13 protein-coding genes and 3 pseudogenes are annotated in these 16,742 nt (G+C 59.9%); 10 read left to right on the forward strand and 6 right to left on the reverse strand.

The genetic code is table 11. From position 1 onward, the window contains the following. The first annotated feature begins 33 nt into the window (after nt 1-33). The 7 genes from BJG93_RS33935 (at nt 34) to BJG93_RS33965 (ending at nt 8,172) form a co-directional block, all read left to right on the forward strand. Nucleotides 34-639 (forward strand): hypothetical protein, encoded by a 606-nt coding sequence (locus BJG93_RS33935; RefSeq protein WP_027196708.1) that lies wholly within the window; start codon nt 34-36, stop codon nt 637-639. Beyond that, nucleotides 627-2,948, forward strand: coding sequence for a nuclease SbcCD subunit C (locus BJG93_RS33940; protein WP_027196709.1), 2,322 nt, complete (start codon nt 627-629; stop codon nt 2,946-2,948). The genes BJG93_RS33935 and BJG93_RS33940 overlap by 13 nt, the downstream gene beginning before the upstream one ends. A 78-nt stretch (nt 2,949-3,026) precedes the next feature. Then, entirely contained in the window at nt 3,027-3,233 is a 207-nt protein-coding gene (locus BJG93_RS33945; protein ID WP_027196710.1) for a hypothetical protein, read from the forward strand. A 141-nt stretch (nt 3,234-3,374) separates the two neighbouring features. Next, a complete protein-coding gene (locus tag BJG93_RS33950) occupies nt 3,375-4,247 on the forward strand; it encodes a hypothetical protein (RefSeq protein WP_231337710.1) in 873 nt (290 codons plus the stop codon). A 65-nt stretch (nt 4,248-4,312) separates the two neighbouring features. Beyond that, a complete protein-coding gene (locus BJG93_RS33955) occupies nt 4,313-6,097 on the forward strand; it encodes an adenine nucleotide alpha hydrolase family protein (RefSeq protein WP_027196711.1) in 1,785 nt (594 codons plus the stop codon). Between the two features lie 70 nt (nt 6,098-6,167). Then, nucleotides 6,168-7,145, forward strand: a complete 978-nt coding sequence (locus BJG93_RS33960) for a deazapurine DNA modification protein DpdA family protein (protein ID WP_027196712.1) — start codon at nt 6,168-6,170, stop codon at nt 7,143-7,145. Beyond that, the gene (locus BJG93_RS33965; protein WP_071336752.1) at nt 7,096-8,172 is read left to right on the forward strand and encodes a zinc-dependent alcohol dehydrogenase family protein; all 1,077 of its coding nucleotides are present in this window, start codon (nt 7,096-7,098) and stop codon (nt 8,170-8,172) included. The genes BJG93_RS33960 and BJG93_RS33965 overlap by 50 nt, the downstream gene beginning before the upstream one ends. 159 nt (nt 8,173-8,331) lie before the next feature. Here the strand turns inward: BJG93_RS33965 and dapF are convergent. The 3 genes and pseudogenes from dapF to BJG93_RS33980 form a co-directional block, all read right to left on the reverse strand. Next, nucleotides 8,332-8,934 (reverse strand): annotated as a pseudogene (gene dapF / locus BJG93_RS33970) (diaminopimelate epimerase); the annotation flags it as partial. A gap of 202 nt (nt 8,935-9,136) precedes the next feature. Continuing rightward, a complete protein-coding gene (locus BJG93_RS33975; RefSeq protein ID WP_027196713.1) occupies nt 9,137-9,871 on the reverse strand; it encodes a metallophosphoesterase family protein in 735 nt (244 codons plus the stop codon). A 99-nt stretch (nt 9,872-9,970) separates the two neighbouring features. Further along, entirely contained in the window at nt 9,971-10,411 is a 441-nt protein-coding gene (locus BJG93_RS33980; protein ID WP_027196714.1) for a hypothetical protein, read from the reverse strand. 80 nt (nt 10,412-10,491) lie between these two features. Here BJG93_RS33980 and BJG93_RS33985 point away from each other — a divergent pair, with 80 nt between their 5' ends. Then, on the forward strand, nt 10,492-11,514 hold the full coding sequence (locus BJG93_RS33985; RefSeq protein ID WP_071336750.1) for an IS110 family RNA-guided transposase: 1,023 nt from the start codon (nt 10,492-10,494) through the stop codon (nt 11,512-11,514). A gap of 449 nt (nt 11,515-11,963) precedes the next feature. On the opposite strand, the gene BJG93_RS33990 is transcribed toward BJG93_RS33985, so the two are convergent. Next, the gene (locus BJG93_RS33990; RefSeq protein WP_027196716.1) at nt 11,964-13,403 is read right to left on the reverse strand and encodes an IS1182 family transposase; all 1,440 of its coding nucleotides are present in this window, start codon (nt 13,401-13,403) and stop codon (nt 11,964-11,966) included. Between the two features lie 391 nt (nt 13,404-13,794). On the opposite strand from BJG93_RS33990, the gene BJG93_RS33995 reads away from it, so the two are divergent. Continuing rightward, entirely contained in the window at nt 13,795-14,955 is a 1,161-nt protein-coding gene (locus tag BJG93_RS33995; protein ID WP_034478976.1) for an extracellular catalytic domain type 2 short-chain-length polyhydroxyalkanoate depolymerase, read from the forward strand. Nucleotides 14,956-15,100: 145 nt separating this feature from the next. On the opposite strand, the pseudogene BJG93_RS34000 reads toward BJG93_RS33995, so the two are convergent. After that, nucleotides 15,101-15,349, reverse strand: a pseudogene (locus BJG93_RS34000) (IS3 family transposase); the annotation flags it as partial. A gap of 681 nt (nt 15,350-16,030) precedes the next feature. On the opposite strand from BJG93_RS34000, the gene BJG93_RS34005 reads away from it, so the two are divergent. After that, entirely contained in the window at nt 16,031-16,384 is a 354-nt protein-coding gene (locus BJG93_RS34005) for a BON domain-containing protein (RefSeq protein ID WP_027196718.1), read from the forward strand. Nucleotides 16,385-16,418: 34 nt separating this feature from the next. Here the strand turns inward: BJG93_RS34005 and BJG93_RS36730 are convergent. Next, nucleotides 16,419-16,564: pseudogene (locus tag BJG93_RS36730) on the reverse strand (XdhC family protein); the annotation flags it as partial. Nucleotides 16,565-16,742 lie beyond the last annotated feature (178 nt).

Below are 16,742 nucleotides of genomic sequence, written 5' to 3' on the forward strand. Positions count from 1 at the left end.
ATGCACTCCGCCGATCTACTCCGGAGTGTCATCATGTTTGGTCTTTATCCCGCCGGCGCCCAATGGGTCCGGCATTTCTCATCTACCCGTACGCCTCGCGAGATCCAGAAGGTCCTGACGGACCACGCCGGCTACCGCGCGAGCATCTTCCACCTTCCGTTTGGAGAACAGCGCGGCGCGGTGATTGCGCAGTCCGACCGCTTCCTCGTCCTCGCTGCGGCCGTCAACGCGACAACGGCGGATCTCGCTGTTGTGCCTGACGTGCAGTTGCAGAACCTGCTGTGGTCGTTCAACACGGGCTATGCAAACCAGTGGGGCTCACGCGAGCTGTTCGCGCTGACTGGCATCGATAACTGGGACGCGCTGATCCGGCGCACCAGTGCGGCCTATGCCGCCGTCTGCAGGACGGTCGGCGAAGCGGTCGACGGATCATTGGAGAAGAGGGCGGCTGAAACGGCGGCTCAGGCGGCTCAGGTGGCTCAGGCGGCTCAGGTGGCTCAGGCGGCTGCCGGGAAACCTTCAGGCGCGCCTGATCCGATCGTTGGACGGATGTTCTCCAACGACGATAATGCGCCGTGGCTGCCGTCGGACTATCTGTACGACGCGCCGCTCCAGGAAGGTTTGTCATGCGCCCACTGAAACTGACACTGACGGGCTTCATTGGCGTTCGTGACGGCATGAAGCGCGACACCCTGACGCTCGATCTCGAAGCGCTTCCGGCAGGCCTGATTGCGCTGACGGGTCCGAACGGGGCGGGAAAGTCCACAATCATGGACAACCTGCATCCGTACCGGATCATGCCTTCGCGCGCGACCAAGCTCTCTGTCGACGGGTTTTCCTACTGGGACCACGTCTATGGCGCGCAAGCTCTCAAGGAATTCGAATGGGAGCACGGTGGTGTGCGGTATCGCTCGTCGTTTGCCTTCCGCAAACCCGGAAAGACGGGCAAGGCCGAGTATTTTTTGGCGTGGCGCGATGCACAGGGCGCTTGGCACCCGATGCAGACAGGGGACGGCACCGTCTCCGATGGCAAGGCCGAGTCCTATGATCTGTGCGTCGAGTCGGTGTGTGGCTCGCTGGGGTCATTCTTTACCAGCGTGTTTTCCGCGCAGAACCGGCGTCCGCTCGCATCTTATGGTGCGAGCGAGATCAAGGCACTGCTCGCGGAACTGCTGCACATCGACGATCTTCGCACGCTGTCGGCGAAAGCCGCTGACGTCGCGAAGGCGCTCGGCCGCGCGCTCGATTCCACGCAACAGCAACTCGTTGCGCTCGGTTCGAAACGCGATCGCGTTGCGCAGATCGATCAGGCCATCGCTTCCGATGCACAGTCCGTCACCTCGGCTCGCGAGAGCCGGGAGACGCTGAACGCAAAGGTGGCAAGCCTGACCGACCAGCGCGCCGTGCTCGCGGCCAGGCAAACTGCCAATGCCAGTGCGCAGGCCCGCTTGCGCGAGCTACGCACGCGGCGAAGCCAGATCACGACGGCCATGCAGACGCTTGTGACGGATGCGAGCGCCGACGAGCGGCGCCTGGATCAGCGGCGCACCTCCTTGCGCTCGGCAATTGCGCAGCACAATGCAGTGATTGCCCGACGTGACGCGATTCTGGGTGCCGCATCGGCACGCGACGCCGCCCAGGCGCGTATCGCGAGCGAAGAGGCACGGGTCGAGCCGATCCAGAGGGAGATTTCTGCCCTCGAGGAAAAGCAGCTCGCGCTGACCGCGGCGACGTCCAGTCTGAAAGGGCTGGAGTCGGAGGGGACGTCGAAGATGACTCTCCTGAGGTCGCTGGAACAGCAGGCGGGTGCGATCAGTACCGTGCCGTGTGCCGGTCATGCGATGCACAACGCCTGTCCCTTGCTCGCGCAGGCCCGTCAGGCAGATGGACAGGTTCAGGAGCACCGCATTTCGCTCACGAACCTTCGTGCGAACTTCCGTGCCAGACGCGATGAGATCGAACTGCTGACACCACAGGTGCAGCATCTTGCGGGAAGGCGTGCGGAACTGAAGGCGGTCAATGAAGCGATCGCGGCCGCGCGCCGCGACCTTCAGAAAGCCGTCGATCTCGCCGCACGCAAGCCGCTTCTCGATGCCGCAACCGAAGGTCTGGGCAAAGCCAGTGAAGAACTGGCCGCGCTCGGGGCCGAGGAAGCAACCCTGCGTGCCCGTCGCGAGGCTCAGCAGGCCCGGCTCTCGGAGGAGGTGAAGGAACTGGACGCGGAAGTCGCACGCCTCGGCGTCGACGACGTGACAGGCGCCATCACCGATATCGACCGGCAGCTCACGCAGTGCCGCGAAGCCATCACTGCAGCCGATGCACGGATCGAATCACTGATCCGTTCGCAGACGATGCGTGAGGTGGAGCGGCGGGCGATCGCAGACGAGCTTGCGGGCTTCGACGCGACACAGTCGCGCGCGAACCGCCTCTCCGATGAGATCGCCCAGTGGAAGCTGCTCGCCAAAAGTTTGGGCAACGAAGGCGTCATCGCCCTGACGATCGACGATGCCGGCCCGGCACTGACGAAGATGGTGAACGACCTGCTGCTCGCCTGCTACGGCATGCGCTTCACGGTCGAGATCCAGACGCAGCGTGCGCTCGCCAGCGGAGAACTGCGTGAGGGATTTGAAATCCTCGTGCATGACGCCGATCACGACAGCACCAAGGCCGTCACGGTGATGTCGGGTGGCCAGAAAGTCTGGATCAACGAGTGTCTGACGCGTGGCATCGCGCTGTATCTGGCAAGCAACGCTGGACAGCCTTACGAGACGCTATTCAGCGACGAGTCCGATGGTCCGCTCGATCCGCAGCGCAAGCTGCAGTTCATGCGGATGAAGCGGGAAGTGCTGCGGCAGGGCGGGTACGAGCGTGAGTTTTTTATCTCGCAAACACCCGATCTGGTTGCGGAAGCTGATGCGGTCATTGACGTCCAGGCGCTCGCTGCCTGACGTCGTTTCTTTTAACCCTGTGGGGAACGCTCCCCACAGGAGCGTTCCTTCGCCTGTTTCAACAACGAGGAATCCCCTATGCAAAACCTTCTGATGCTGCTCCTTGCGGCAGGCAGTTCATCGCTATGCGCATGCACGATTCACACCGGAGCGCGCGTCGAACCGGCGAAGCCGGCACCGACGATCGCTGTGCAGAAGCCGCGTGGCGAGCCCGGCGACTTCATCCTTTGCAAGGATGGCCGCGTGCTGGTTTTTCCGGCCGCGCATCCGAAGACCTGTTCCTGATCTCGCGAAGCCTCGACCTCGGCAGAGCGTCGGGGCTTATCGCATCAACCGTGGAGGCAACTATGAGAAAGCAGATTGCAGCCGCAACCGTGATCGGGGCCATGCTTGCACTGGCATGCCTGCTCTGGGAACAGCAGTCGATTGCTGCACTTCACCAACACGCGACTCGCGCGCCAGGCATTAGTCCGTCGCCGTTCGACCGGCAACTTCGTCGCGCCTGACAGCCGTCGTCGCATCTTTAACCCCTACCGGGCAGACCTCCCGGTCAGGGGGCCGCCCGGCATTCTTCAAGGAACCGAATTGTCCTATTCATGCAGTGATTTCCTCGACGATGTCATGCGCAGTCTGGTCGACTCGCGCGCGATCACAGAGGCACAAGTACCTGCCGGCGATCCCGGGAAGGCCTCTGACGTGGCGACCGCGGCGATCGTGACGATGCACCGCGCAGGCCTGTCTGCGCGCTTCATGCGCGAACTGTTGAACGCAGTCGAAACGCTGGGCGCCATCGCTGAAGTCTATGGCGTCGGCGCGCTAGCCTTCCTCTCCACCAGGCGTTACCGTTCCTCTTCCTGGGAAAGTGTCTGCGCAGCATCCGCCGCGGTGCCTGCGGAGTTCGCGCGGCACTTGCGAGACAACGCCCGTCCGCTGCAGATCGCCTATCAACGCCTCATGGCCTTGTATGACGGTCAGCCGGTCTGTATCGAGTGCCGCATGGAGGATCGCGAGTCGTGGGCATTCGTGCTTCCCGATGCGTCTGGCGCAAAGTCCTGGCGCATCCAGCAGTTCGACCCGGACGGTTTCGTTGGTCATCTTTGCTTCGACTCCCTCGACGGTGCAGTTGAAGACATGCTTCAGATGGGCTACCGCGTGATCGATCCCGGAGCACTCGATCGCATCGGTTCGACTGCCCGCTGGGCGCTAGGTGTCCGACGTGCGGCCATCATGCAAAAGCACCAGCAGGGCCTTGTTACGTACCGCCAGATGGTCGAAGAACTGTCTGCACTCACGACCTGACTTACTAACCCCTACGGGACACGCTCCCGCAAGGGGGCGTGCTCCACCTCCTAGCCGGAGCAATCATGTTCGACGAAATTCTTGAAAAGATGGAGGCAGCAATTGCCGTTCTCATGGACCTGATCCGCGCGGGCCATCCGTTGTGCGGCACCGCAAGCGGCAAGGACTCTACGTGCGCGACGATTCTGATGCTCGAAGCCGTTCGCCGCGTCGCCGAAGTGGGTCATGCTCAACCCGCGCACTACATTTCTTCGGCCAATACGACCATCGAGAACAGCAGCCTTGCGCGACATATCGAGACGATGCTGGAGGAGGTTGACGATTACGCGGCCGCGTACGGTCTCGGCGTGACGGCACACATTGCCACGCCGTCGCTCGCGATGCAGTTTGTCGTCTCTACCATTGGCCGCGGCACGCTGGTGCGCACCGTCGAAAACGGCGTGCGCGATGGCAAGCGCATCAGAGCATGTGCCACGGACTGGAAGCTGATCCCTCAGGGGCGGTTGCGCGCGGCGCTCGAGCGAGATGCTATGGCCCGGGGCGATCGCGAGATCTGCACCGTCCTCGGCAATCGCATCGCTGAAAGTGCCTCACGCGGCGCTGCCATGCTGGTGCGGGGGGAAAGCGCGATTGCACGCACGCGCGACGTCAACAGTGCGCTGACTATCTCGCCGTTACGCGACTGGTCGGTCGATGACGTCTGGATCATGCTGACTATGTTTGCCGACGAAGAGAAGCGCCCGTTTCCCTGCGCGTTCTCGGTGCGGTCGATCGAACGTCTGTCGGAGCTTTACCGCGCCGGAAACGATGGCATGTGCGGGGTCGTCCTCGGTGAAAGTGGGCAACGCACGGCGTGCAGTTCGCGATTCGGCTGCGTGTTCTGTTGCGTCGTCGGCGACCGCGACAAGTCGCTCGAATCCGTGATCCGTGAGCCCGAGCATGCGTACATGGCGGGCCTCAACGATTTCCGCAATTACCTGCTCGCGACGCAATGGGATCTGAAGCGCCGCGAGCTGGTGGGTCGGTCGCTGAGTCCTGCCGGATATGTGCGTGTGCAGCCCGATGTGCTGTCGTTTGGGGAGCGCATGAATCTGTTGCGCTATCTGCTCACGCTTGACGCGCTCGAAATCGAGCGCGCCGAACAGCACGATGCGGATCTCGCCGCTGGCCGGATCCCGGACACGCCAGAGAACCGTGACCTCTGCGACGTGCAGTTCGAGATGATCACGCCGGCGCAACTGGTCGCGATCGACTTCATGCTGTCCATGCACCACTACGCACCGCATGCGTTTCCGGCGGTGTCCACCTGGTACGAAGTCCACAGACTGGGGCGCCGCTACCGCATCCCCAAAGTTGACACGTTTCCAAAGGTGCCAATCACGAATCACGGATGGTTCCACGTCGGTCAGTTCAACGCAGATGCGCCAGCCGAAGGTTTGCGCGATTTTGCCGCGGAGCAGTGGAATCGCTACCGGCATCCGGGTCGCGTGTCCGCCCATGCACAGACGACTGCTGGCGAACGCGTTGTGTATTTCGAGCAAAGCGATCACCTCGACGTCGATGCCGAAAGAGCCTGTGAGTTTGTCACCTGCTCGTTTGATCCCGCGTGGTATGCGCGCGTGCAGGCCAACGCAGGCATCGAATCGGCACGCTTCTGGCTCAACGAAACGATCCTGACACTGCCTAGGGGCAAGGCGCAGCGATATCAGGAGATGGCGGTGCGCGGGCAGTATTTCGCACGACTCGCTGAGCGTCTGAACCTGACGCCGGCGGAAATCGATCAGTACCTAATCAGCAATGCCGTGAAGGAAGTGCAGCAACAGTTCGATCTTTTCTCGATGGCCGCGTAGCGGTCACATTCACCCTTGCGGGGCACGCCCCGCAAGGGGCTGCTCCGCGCTTACCATGGGAGTGGCTCACATGTACCGTGAAGCATCTGATATCGCAATGCCGGTTCACCAGCGTAACGCCAATGTAGCCGAGGGCCTGCTTGTCCGTGTCGGCATCCCGCACAGCGGCGGCCGCCTGGCATATCACGCATTCAACGAAGCATACGCGGGGATGGTTTCCGCTTCTGCTTTCTGGAATCCCAAAACGGGGCGCTTCCGCGTTCCTGAAGCGACGGACCTTACGGAAATCGATTTTGCCCTGGACAGCGCGGGGTTCACCGCCATGCGGCTCTTCCAGATGAAAGGCCGGCAGCGCGGCATCGCCGGCGTATATCCTTGGACGATGGAGCAATTTGTCGAACTCGCCGCCTTTTCCGGGGCGACGTGGGTCGCTCAGCCCGATATGTGCTGTGAGCCCGAGGTCTCCGCCGATCAGGCGGCGATCAACTATCGCATCAACGCGACGGCGACGCTGCTTGAGGGCATGCTTCGGGTCGTGTATGCGTGGCAGGACCAACTGGCTCGAACGATGAATGCGAATGCTGTGCAGAACATGGTTCGCATCCCCGTACCTGTCGCACAGGGGTGGACCGTCGACGATTACCGGCGCAGCATCGATCTCATGATGCAGGTGTGGGAACGCTGGATGCCCTGGATCGCGCCCCCGACCCTGATTGGTCTGGGCTCCGTCTGTCGACGGCACCTGACCGATCCACGGCATGGACTTTTCGCCATATTGGAGGGGCTCGAGGGACGTCTTCCAGCAGGGGTGCGCGTCCATCTGTTCGGGGTCAAAGGACCGGCGCTTGCCCGCGTCAAGATGTATCCCTGGGTGGCGAGTGTGGACTCGATGGCGGCCGATTTTTCTGCGCGTGTGAAAGCACGGCAGGCTGGGATCCCGAACACCATTGCGCACCGTGCGGCCGAAATGAATCGCTGGATGGCAGCCGCATCGAGACGTGCTGCACCTGCAGCTGGTGATCAGTTCCGCCTTGGCTTCAATGCCTGAATGCAACGCCATCTTCTCGATACCGCCCCGCGCGTTCCCGTCTGGAACCGCGGGCTTTTTTTTCTCGCTGGTTTGCGGGAAAGGTGAAGCGGACGAAGTCCTTATCCGTCTGCTGGCCGCGAGCCTGAATTACCTAGACCTGATGGTGGTGTCGGGGCGGTTCGGAAACGCTGGCATGCCTTCGTTCATTCCAGGCACGGACGGCGCGGGAGAAATCGTCGAAATCGGCAGCCGGGTCAAAGGATGGTCGGTGGGTGACAGGGTCGTGCCGGGTCTGATGGTGGACTGGGTCTCGGGTCCCATTACGCGTGCCGCGTCGGAGCGGTTGCGAGGCGTCACCATGCCGGGTTCGCTCGCGGACTACGCGGTCGTGCCGGCCACCTCTCTTGTTCGCATCCCGGAGCGGATGCAGTTTGTGCAAGGAGCCAGCCTGCCAATCGCGGCCACGACCGCGTCGAACGCGATGCTCGCTGGCAACGTCCGGCCAGGGTCTATCGTCGTGCTGCTGGGAACAGGCGGCGTAAGTCTGTTCGCGCTGCAGTTCGCGAAAGCAGCGGGCGCACGCGTCATCATTACGTCGTCATCGGACGAGAAACTGGAGCGCGCTCGCAAGCTGGGCGCAGACGTAACGATCAATTACAGGTCGACGCCGGAATGGGACGAGGTCGTCCTCTCGGAAACTTCTGGCGCTGGCGCGGACCTGATCGTCGAAACGATTGGCGCAGCTACCTTTCCCCGCTCACTTAATGCGGCAGCCGTCGCGGGGACCATCTTTGTAGTGGGTTTTGCCAGCGAAATAGATCTGATGATTCCCGTCTTGCCTATCAATCTGAAGACATTGCGTATCGTCGGGAACAATACTGGTTCGACGGCGAATCTCGCCGATGCGGTTCGCGCGATCGCGGAAACGGGAATCAAACCTGTCATTGACCGGACGTTCGATTTCGATGACGCCCCTGCCGCCTATCGATTTCTCGAGGGCGCGTCGCACTTTGGTAAAGTCGCAATAGAACTCGATGCACAATAAGGATTCCAGGTGGCGGCCGCTCCTGGGGACCGGCGGCCGGCTCGTGTCCGTTCCGGCTCGCATCCGGTCGTCATTTTCGCAGAAGCTTGCTCGACCTTAACTTGGCAAATGTTGCAGACTGCCAACTGACAGTCGTTATGCACTGAGCGCTGATTGTTGACGCTCCCAAATGCGCAAGCGGATGCGACCACGATCAATGACCTGAACGAAGTGCACATTGGTCTTATCGCGGAAAAGCGGGTTCGTCTCGATCATCGGCCCAATAGCTGCCACGTTCACAGACTCCAAATTCTCAACGAAAAAAGTGCAATGCGGATTGCCCATGCTGCAAGCCGTGGGGCCGCCGGAGAGGGGTAGCGCGATGGTGTCCAATTCCTCAGTGAGGGGAATATCCTGCCAATTAAAAGGCGTCCCCATATCGACCGATACGCGTTGATCTAGGTCCCGCGTACAGGTGACCAAGCCGCGATTCGTTCTCAGCACGAGGCAGGGCCTGTTTGATTCGCGCATGAGCATATCCGCGACGCCACGGGTTGCGCTGCCGCAGGTATCAAGCATGGAACCGTCGGCATTCCAGAACAGTAAATGCGCCGCTGCGTCGTCGCAGTCAAGGATGACGGCAAGCTGATTGAATCCGATTGCTCGATATCGATCACCCAACCTGCGAGCTACTTCGCTCGTTATCGGGTTGGCTTTGCCGCGCATGTCGAAAATAACGAAGTCGTCGCCGTGCGCATGCATCTTCGCGAAATGTACAGTCATATCGCAGATCTATTCTTGAATGCAAGACAGATTGTCAGCGATCGGAGCATCCAAGTCGAGTGGCCGGAAGCGGTCGACCACTGTCTGATGCAATCAGCATGCAGTCGAATCTGTTAAGACTACGATCGCCGGTACTCGACCCACTAGCGACGGTGGCCTTTCCCGAAAGCGGACATCCCACACTGAAACCGCGCGAACACTTTCAACAATATCCAGTTCGAAGGGCAGTTTCCCAATCAGGCCGTCCGTTCAGTGCGGCTACATTCGCAGCCTCATGCCAGTCATATTCGACGGCCCGAAAGTCGACGTCCCATCCCGGCGCAGTCCTCGTGACGAGGGCATAACGAGCGTGCGGGGACCCCATTTCCATACGGTGTGGAAACGGGAGGCTGTCCTCGTATGCTTGCAATCCAACACTGCCGGGATTTACGATCAGACGCCCGTCATCGAGTCTCATCGATCGTTGCAGATGCGTGTGTCCACAGAGAATCAATGTCGCGTTGGTGTTGCCAGCACGGCTTTCGACCTCATCGACCGTCGCGACCCGGCAACCGTGTTCTGTCACAGTATCGAGGAAGTAGCTCAAATCGCTTTCCGGCGTGCCGTGCACAAGCAACACGTCTTCGACAACTTTCAGTGTTGCCGGCAAATCGCGTATCCAAGCCAGTTGATCGTCCCGTAGAGAGCCCCGGGCAAAGCGGTCCGACAGGCCCATTCGAGACAGATCGTTGGAAAGGAGTTGTCTTTCATGGTTCCCCCTAATCGTGGGCAGCCCAAGAGGCTTCAACCGATCCGCCGTTTGACATGGATAGAGGGCGCCGGAAAAAATATCGCCGAGGTTGACGATCACGTCGGCGCCCTGCCGGTGGGCGTCATCCAACACAGCATCTAATGCCGCCAGATTGCCGTGAATGTCGGAGAGGGCTGCGATTTTCATAAGGCTGAACCATTCATTGAGTCGGGGATCACTTGATTGTCAGCGATTCAGGATGATGTGTCGAATGGCTGGAACTGGCCGGACACGGCAGTTTGCCGATCAGGCTGAATGAAGGTTGGCTACGCAATCGTGGATTGCCTGCGCGAACTGCGGATTGGACAAATCGATACCGACACGCGCGAGCGAAAGCAACAATTGCTCGACGCCTTCAATAACCCCGACGATGCGCCCGTTTTCCATGGGATCGCTAAAGCTAGGTAGCGCTTCCGGCAAGTTGGATTCGATACTTGCGATTCCGTCTTCAACCCTTAGGTCGATTCCGAACGGCAGCAAAAACGCTCGATGCTTATCCATTCTTTCGATCTCGACGTCGTCCACAGCCGCATTGTCAGCGATCCAGCCAGCGATGTCGAACGGCCGGTTGTGGCCGAACCCGGACCGATAGCTGAATTGAGCACCGCTTGCCGGCCCGCAGCGGATGATCGTCGCAAGTCGACCCAGATGGAATGGACACCGCCCTCCCTTCGGGGAGGTGGGCACATTGAGGGCCTCCAGAACCGAACGGCATCAACGTGCCAAAGTGGAGCTGCGACACAACCACTGAGGAACGGAGGCCCTAAATGAATGCTACGACATATGGACTGGATGTTGCAAAGCGGGTGTTCCAGATGTACTGGGTCGACGCACAAACTGGTGAGATAGCCAATCGCCGGTTTGGACGCGACGATCTAATCGCGTTTTTCGCGCAACGCCCAGCAGGTCGAGTGGCGCTTGAGGCTTGCGGAAGTGCTCACTGGTGGGCGCGTAAGATTCGGGCGCTGGGGCACGAGGTCGTGCTACTACATGCACAATTTATTCGGCCATTCGTACAAACGAACAAGACCGACGCAGCGGACGCTCGGGCGATTTGGACGGCTGTACAGCAACCCGGGATGCGCACGGTTGCTGCAAAGACAGAAGATCAGCAAACGATGCTGAGCCTGCACCGCATGCGCTCGTTGCTCGTCAAGTTTCGGACGATGCAGGTGAATCAGCTACGTGGGTTGCTCTACGAATTCGGCGCGACGTTTCGGGCCGGACGATTGGCAGGACTCACTGAAATCCGCGAACGCATGGCAGAGTTAGAGGACACGTTGCCACGACCGATCGTCCTTAATCTGCAAGATCAGCTACGACGTATCAACGCGTTTGAGGACGATATCAGTCAACTCGAGAAGCGCATCGGTGCCTGGCAGAAACAGGAAGCGGCGTGTCGCGCAATCTCCGAAGTGCCGGGCATCGGCAGACTCACCGCCACCGCTTTGGTCGCAACAGTTGGAGATGCCAAGACGTTCAAGTCGGGACGTGAGTTCGCTGCATTTCTCGGGCTTGTTCCTCGACAAAACGGTACGGGCGGCAAGGTTAGATTGGGCTCGATCTCAAAGCGAGGGGACCCATACCTGCGCACGCTGCTGATTCACGGGGCGCGCTCCGTCCTGTGTCACGCCAAGGTACCAACTGCTTGGCAGAAAGGAATTCAAGAGCGGCGACCTGGCAACGTAGTAGCCGTGGCTCTTGCAAATAAGATGGCGCGAATTGCTTGGGCCATACTAGCCCACGAGAGCAGTTACGAAAAGAATCACGTCAGTGTGAGAGCTGCGTAGCAGTATCAGACTTGGAACGTTGAGAAATTGGTAGGTTGCTAAGATTGATTCCATGTGATGGCAAAACAGGTCGGACCGCAAGAACGCAAACCTGAACACAGCCTTGTGCCTGTAGCACGCGGCCCAGATGAGGACGTTCTTGGCGCATTCCATCAGGGCTCGCGGCTTCGGCTTGCGGAAAGCCGAATATAAGACCGCAGCCGATACCTCTTTACGGCGTCACATCAAGATCAACTTGGCAAACCGGGCGGTGTCCATATAAGGCTGTGTAAAAACGCGAACCGATGTGGCTCTACGACTTCGCGGCGTCGACCACGGCCATTGCCGGCTGTTTTAACCCGCTGCATGGCTGGAGGACGTTCAGGCCGGTCAGAATGCGAAGATTCGTCGACGAGCCCAGAATCTCTCCGGCTCGCCGCGGTGCAGCCTGTTTGATGTAAGGCCTCTCCTCAGGCCCTCATCTTTTGCATTAACGCCGCAGTACCCAAGATCGCCATGACGCGCTTGAGATTGTATGCGAGCACATGCAGACTCATCTCCGTGCTGACATGCTCGCGGGTCTTCATCAGGAAGTGCGCAGCGCCCATCCAGAACTTGAGCGTGCCAAACGGATGCTCCACGGTCTGACGGCGTATGCGCATCATTTCCGGCCTCTGGTGAAGTCGCTGCTGCATCGCCTCGACTACGCCCTCATGCTCCCAGCGCTTTATCCGGCGGGCCTGCTTTCCGGATGTGCATTGCTTTCTGATTGCGCAGGTAACACAAGCCGAACTTGAGTAGCAATGCAGCGTCATGCCGTGCTCGATGTTTGTGAAACGCCAGGTGAGCCGCTGTTGCGCTGGGCAACGGTACTCATCATCTTCGGCAACGTAGACAAAGTCCTGCTTGCCGAAGTACCCATCTGCTTTACTGCCCGACGTTAGTGGTTTGGGAACGAAGGCCGTAAAACCCGCCTTATCGCATTGCAGAATTTCCTCGCCCTTGAAGTAACCCCGGTCAGCAACAACGGTCAGATTTTCGATGCCGGTAGCGGCTCGCGCCTGCGTGGCTATGTTCGTCAGCTGGTTACAATCATTGCCAAGATTGGTGACCTCGTGTGCCACGATCAGATGCGACGTGGCATCAACAGCGGTCTGAACGTTGTAGCCAACCATCCCTGTTCCCCGACCGCTGGTGGCCATGGAGCGCGCGTCCGGATCAGTCAACGAGACCTGTCCATCGGGTGAGTCGCGCAGTCGCTGCTCCATTGCCTTCAGGCCTTGCATCTGCTGCCTGAGCTTCTTGATCTTGTCGCTGATGCGGCTCGTCTTCGCCTCGGCGACATCGGATTGCGTCCGGTCCGCTGTTTCCATCGCCGCAAGGTAACGCGCGATGCTCTCATCAATCTGCTGCATGCGTGCCCGGACCTTACCGCTCGTGAAGTTGCGATCACGATTGTTGACGGCTTTGAACTTGCTGCCGTCAATGGCCACAATCGACTTTGTGAACAGGTCCAGGTTACGGCACAACACGATGAATTGCCGGCATACATTGCGGATCGCTTTGCCGTTGTCACGGCGGAAGTCGGCAATGGTCTTGAAATCCGGAGAAAGGCGGCCTGTTAGCCACATGAGTTCAATGTTGCGCTGAGTCTCACGCTCCAGACGCCGACTCGACTGAATGCGGTTCAGGTAGCCGTAGATATAGATCTTGAGCAGTACGGATGGATGATATGAGGGGCGCCCGGTCGTTGCGGGAGCGGCTCCCTCAAAGCCGAGCTCATGAAGATCAAGCTCATCGACAAAGACGTCGACTACGCGCACTGGATTGTCCTCGGACACATAGTCCTCAAGATACTCGGGCAGCAAGACAGCTTGCGTGCGGTCTTTGCCTTCAACGAATCGCTTCATGTGCCCGTCCGACCTGAATGCGTTACTTCAGTTTAGGCGATCAGCGTGCGTTTTCACACAAGCTGGACCCACTGCGGCCCTTCAAGTCGGCGCGAAATCAACGGCAGCCTTCAAGGGTGCAACGGCCATTCGCTTAGATCGGCTAACGCAAGAGGACTGTTGGCTTGGCCAGCCGTCCCAACAAGCGTCATGCTGATAAGGCTTACGATTACAAGCGCTGCAGGAGCGATTGTTGCTAAATATCGTCGCTCGCATCGCACGCCGCAATCGTCTGTTCGCGCTTTATTGATGACTTGCGTTAGCGAGTCTTAGGCGGAAGCTGAAACGGCCGGCAGTTCGACGGGCGGTAGCGGTGTTACTAGTTTTATTCCGCTCCGACGAGGAGACGACAATGATGACGATGGCGTTAGGCCTACGGTTAGCGTCGGCAGCTGTGTTAGCGATCGGCCTCGCCGGGTGCGGGGGTGGTGGCGATTCGGTCAGTACGCATGCCGGTGCGCCGGCACAGGCGAAGGCGTTAGCCGCCACCGGGAGCCCGACCGCGGACGGTGGATCGGGCGCGTCCACGATCGTAAAACTTCAGCGCTATCGGATCGACCCGACGAAGGTCTTCGTCGCGGGTATTTCGTCTGGCGGTTTCGCGGCGGTGCAGATGCACGTTGCTCACTCCTCGACCTTCAAAGGGGCCGCTGTCTACGCGGGCGGGGTGTACTGGTGTGCCGGCGCCGGGGGAGCAGCGTCAGCTTTGGCAAACTGTGGCGGCTTAACGCTTCCGTCGAATCGGGCGTCGTACAACAGCATGCTTACGGAATCCGAGGCGTATCTGGACGCGCAATCGTCCCTCGGTACCATCGACCCGGCGACGAATCTGCGTGAACAGCCCGTCTACCTCTGGTCCGGCACGCAGGACCAGGTCGTCAATCCGCTCGAGATGGCCGACCTCAACTCGGAATACCGACGTTATGGGGCCAATGTTCACTTTGACAATGCCTATCCCGCCGAGCACGGCTGGGAATCGCCTGACGGCGAACTTGCATGCGGCACGCTCGGGAGTCCCTACATGGTGCGCTGCCTGGCAAATGGCGCAGTCTACGATTCAGTAGAAACGTGGCTGACGATGTTCCTCGGTCCATTGAATCCGCGCAACAACGGAAAGCTGTCGGGTACGCTGTCTTCATTCGATCAGACGGAGTTCGGGGCGTCGCCAAACGTTTCGATGAGTTCAACTGGGAGCGTTTTTGTTCCCAAAGCCTGCGCGCAAGGGAACAAGTGCGGATTCGTGCTTGCCCTCCACGGCTGCCTGCAGGAGGCATCACTTATTGGAAACCGCTGGGTCACCGAGGCCGGCATCAATGAATGGGCCGACACAAACAAACTCGTGGTCGTGTATCCCGACACGATCGCGTCGTCTGCGCCAGGGCCGACGAACCCGAATGCATGCTTCGACTGGTGGGGCTACTCCAATCAGTACGACTCGAACTACGCACTCAAGAGCGGCTTGCAGATGTCGGTGCTCTACGCGATGGTGCAGCGCGTGACTGGCCGACCGTAGGGCCGTCGGGGCACGGTTCGAATCGGGCGGCCGGTCGCCGCTGGCAGCAGCGCTTATCTGGGTGCGAAATGAAGGATGAAGGTGGGGCCGTCGAGGGGACGTCCACCCGACGGAGATTTTTTTGGGGCGGTGGACGCCGTCTGGTTCAAGGTGATGCCGATGCGACAGCGCTGCTGCTCGCTTGCCGGTGATCGTTTTCCTCCGCTTCCACAGGCAAGATAAAGCCCAAGGGTTCCATCGATCGATGGTGATTGAACCAGGCCACCCATTCGAGCGTGGCAAGCTCGACGGATTCGCGCGCTTTCCATGGGGTACGGCGACGAATCAATTCCGCTTTGTGCAAACCATTGATCGTCTCTCCAAGCGCGTCGTCATGACTGTCGCCGGGACCGCCACGATCATCCGCAAAGACTGATGAAGCAACGTTCATCTGCGCCCAACGAACGACCGTTTGCTGGGCGGATCCGACGTTCGAACGTCCGAAGGCCCTGACTCCCGAATGACGCTTGATGGGCCGATCTTTGTCCGACGTCGATCGACGGCACGCGAGCCACTTCTGCCCTTCGACTTGGCAAGACCGCAGCGGCAACTTCCAAAGTAGCGGCTGTTCCCTCGGATGTCTATGCGCCACACAAGGCGCGCACGACGGTCAAAAGGAGAGCCTTGACCGCCTGCCCCGAAGTACTCAGCTTCAACGTCCGATAAAAAGACTACGAGCGTCATATCACGCGGGCGCTAGCTGGAGCGCAAACACGCGCCAGTTGCGGCGCTCAGCGTTCCTTGCCATGTGTACTGGAGTCAGGCGCCTCCGTGCAGCGCGTTGAGGCGTGACCTTTCAGCACGCTGATGGTGCACGTGGTGAGGTGGCTTGCAATGCGTCACGCGTTCGGCTGTGTGGTGAAACCTCGCCAGCGATACTGCGGCTGCTCATTCGCGAACTCGCCCGATGATCGGCCTGCCAGCGGGCGCGCGTCTGGATACGGGCTTTCCCTTAATCCTGCAGGCAGCTTTGTTAGAAGCCGAATGTTGGCTATCTTTGACTCACCATCTGCCAGGCGGAACGAGAGAGGCAATCATGAAAGCATGGAACGTCGTGAATCTGCTTGTCGTCGTGGGATGCGTGACGTTGACGTGGAACGTCTACGCGCAAGCCAGCAACGCTATGCCGATGGGCTCGGGTCCGGCTGCAAGTTCAGGCAAGGCGACGCCAGCGGACAAGAAGCTGGCTCGGGATGTACGCAAGGCGTTGTCGAAAGCGCCCAACTTCAACGTGTCGAACGTATTCGTCAAGGCGCGCGGCGGTGTGGTGACATTATCCGGCAGCGTGTCGGACGGTCCTCAGATCCAGCAGGCCGCGGAAGTGGCGAAGGGCGTGCCGGGTGTAACGTCGGTGAGTAACCATCTGACGCTCTATACGAAAGGGTATTGACCTTCGAGGCGGCGCCGGGAAGTACTGGCCGTTTTCAGCCGTGAATATTGCAAGAAGAGCCGACGCTTCGTGAAATTTCACGCGCTCCCTTAGCGCCTTCGATTTGCAATAGCCTTGGCAACGTTACGCCGTTCTTCGCCGCTGTCACTCGGCAAGAATCGACACGAGCATTTTAGGCGGGGCCGATCTACAGTCAAGTCGCGCCAGAGCACGGATTCATGTTCCAGGCACGGCTCCGGCGCTTCTGTGAGGGGGCTCAGCACCGCCGGTCGCGATCGGCGGTGCCCGACCCTGAGCCGACGGTGGACCCAGCAGCACATATTCGGCAGCTTCCAAACTACAGCGGCCTTTCACTCCT

The sequence above is a fragment of the Paraburkholderia sprentiae WSM5005 genome, from assembly GCF_001865575.2.
GTDB classification, from domain to species: domain Bacteria; phylum Pseudomonadota; class Gammaproteobacteria; order Burkholderiales; family Burkholderiaceae; genus Paraburkholderia; species Paraburkholderia sprentiae.

What these genes read in the sequence shown, in the direction of transcription:
- BJG93_RS33935 (WP_027196708.1), top strand. Translation starts at nt 34, where the DNA reads ATGTTTGGTCTTTATCCCGCCGGCGCCCAATGGGTCCGGCATTTCTCA.
- BJG93_RS33940 (WP_027196709.1), top strand. Translation starts at nt 627, where the DNA reads ATGCGCCCACTGAAACTGACACTGACGGGCTTCATTGGCGTTCGTGAC.
- BJG93_RS33945 (WP_027196710.1), top strand. Translation starts at nt 3,027, where the DNA reads ATGCAAAACCTTCTGATGCTGCTCCTTGCGGCAGGCAGTTCATCGCTA.
- BJG93_RS33955 (WP_027196711.1), top strand. Translation starts at nt 4,313, where the DNA reads ATGTTCGACGAAATTCTTGAAAAGATGGAGGCAGCAATTGCCGTTCTC.
- BJG93_RS33960 (WP_027196712.1), top strand. Translation starts at nt 6,168, where the DNA reads ATGTACCGTGAAGCATCTGATATCGCAATGCCGGTTCACCAGCGTAAC.
- BJG93_RS33975 (WP_027196713.1), bottom strand. Translation starts at nt 9,871, where the DNA reads ATGAAAATCGCAGCCCTCTCCGACATTCACGGCAATCTGGCGGCATTA.
- BJG93_RS33985 (WP_071336750.1), top strand. Translation starts at nt 10,492, where the DNA reads ATGAATGCTACGACATATGGACTGGATGTTGCAAAGCGGGTGTTCCAG.
- BJG93_RS33990 (WP_027196716.1), bottom strand. Translation starts at nt 13,403, where the DNA reads ATGAAGCGATTCGTTGAAGGCAAAGACCGCACGCAAGCTGTCTTGCTG.
- BJG93_RS33995 (WP_034478976.1), top strand. Translation starts at nt 13,795, where the DNA reads ATGATGACGATGGCGTTAGGCCTACGGTTAGCGTCGGCAGCTGTGTTA.
- BJG93_RS34005 (WP_027196718.1), top strand. Translation starts at nt 16,031, where the DNA reads ATGAAAGCATGGAACGTCGTGAATCTGCTTGTCGTCGTGGGATGCGTG.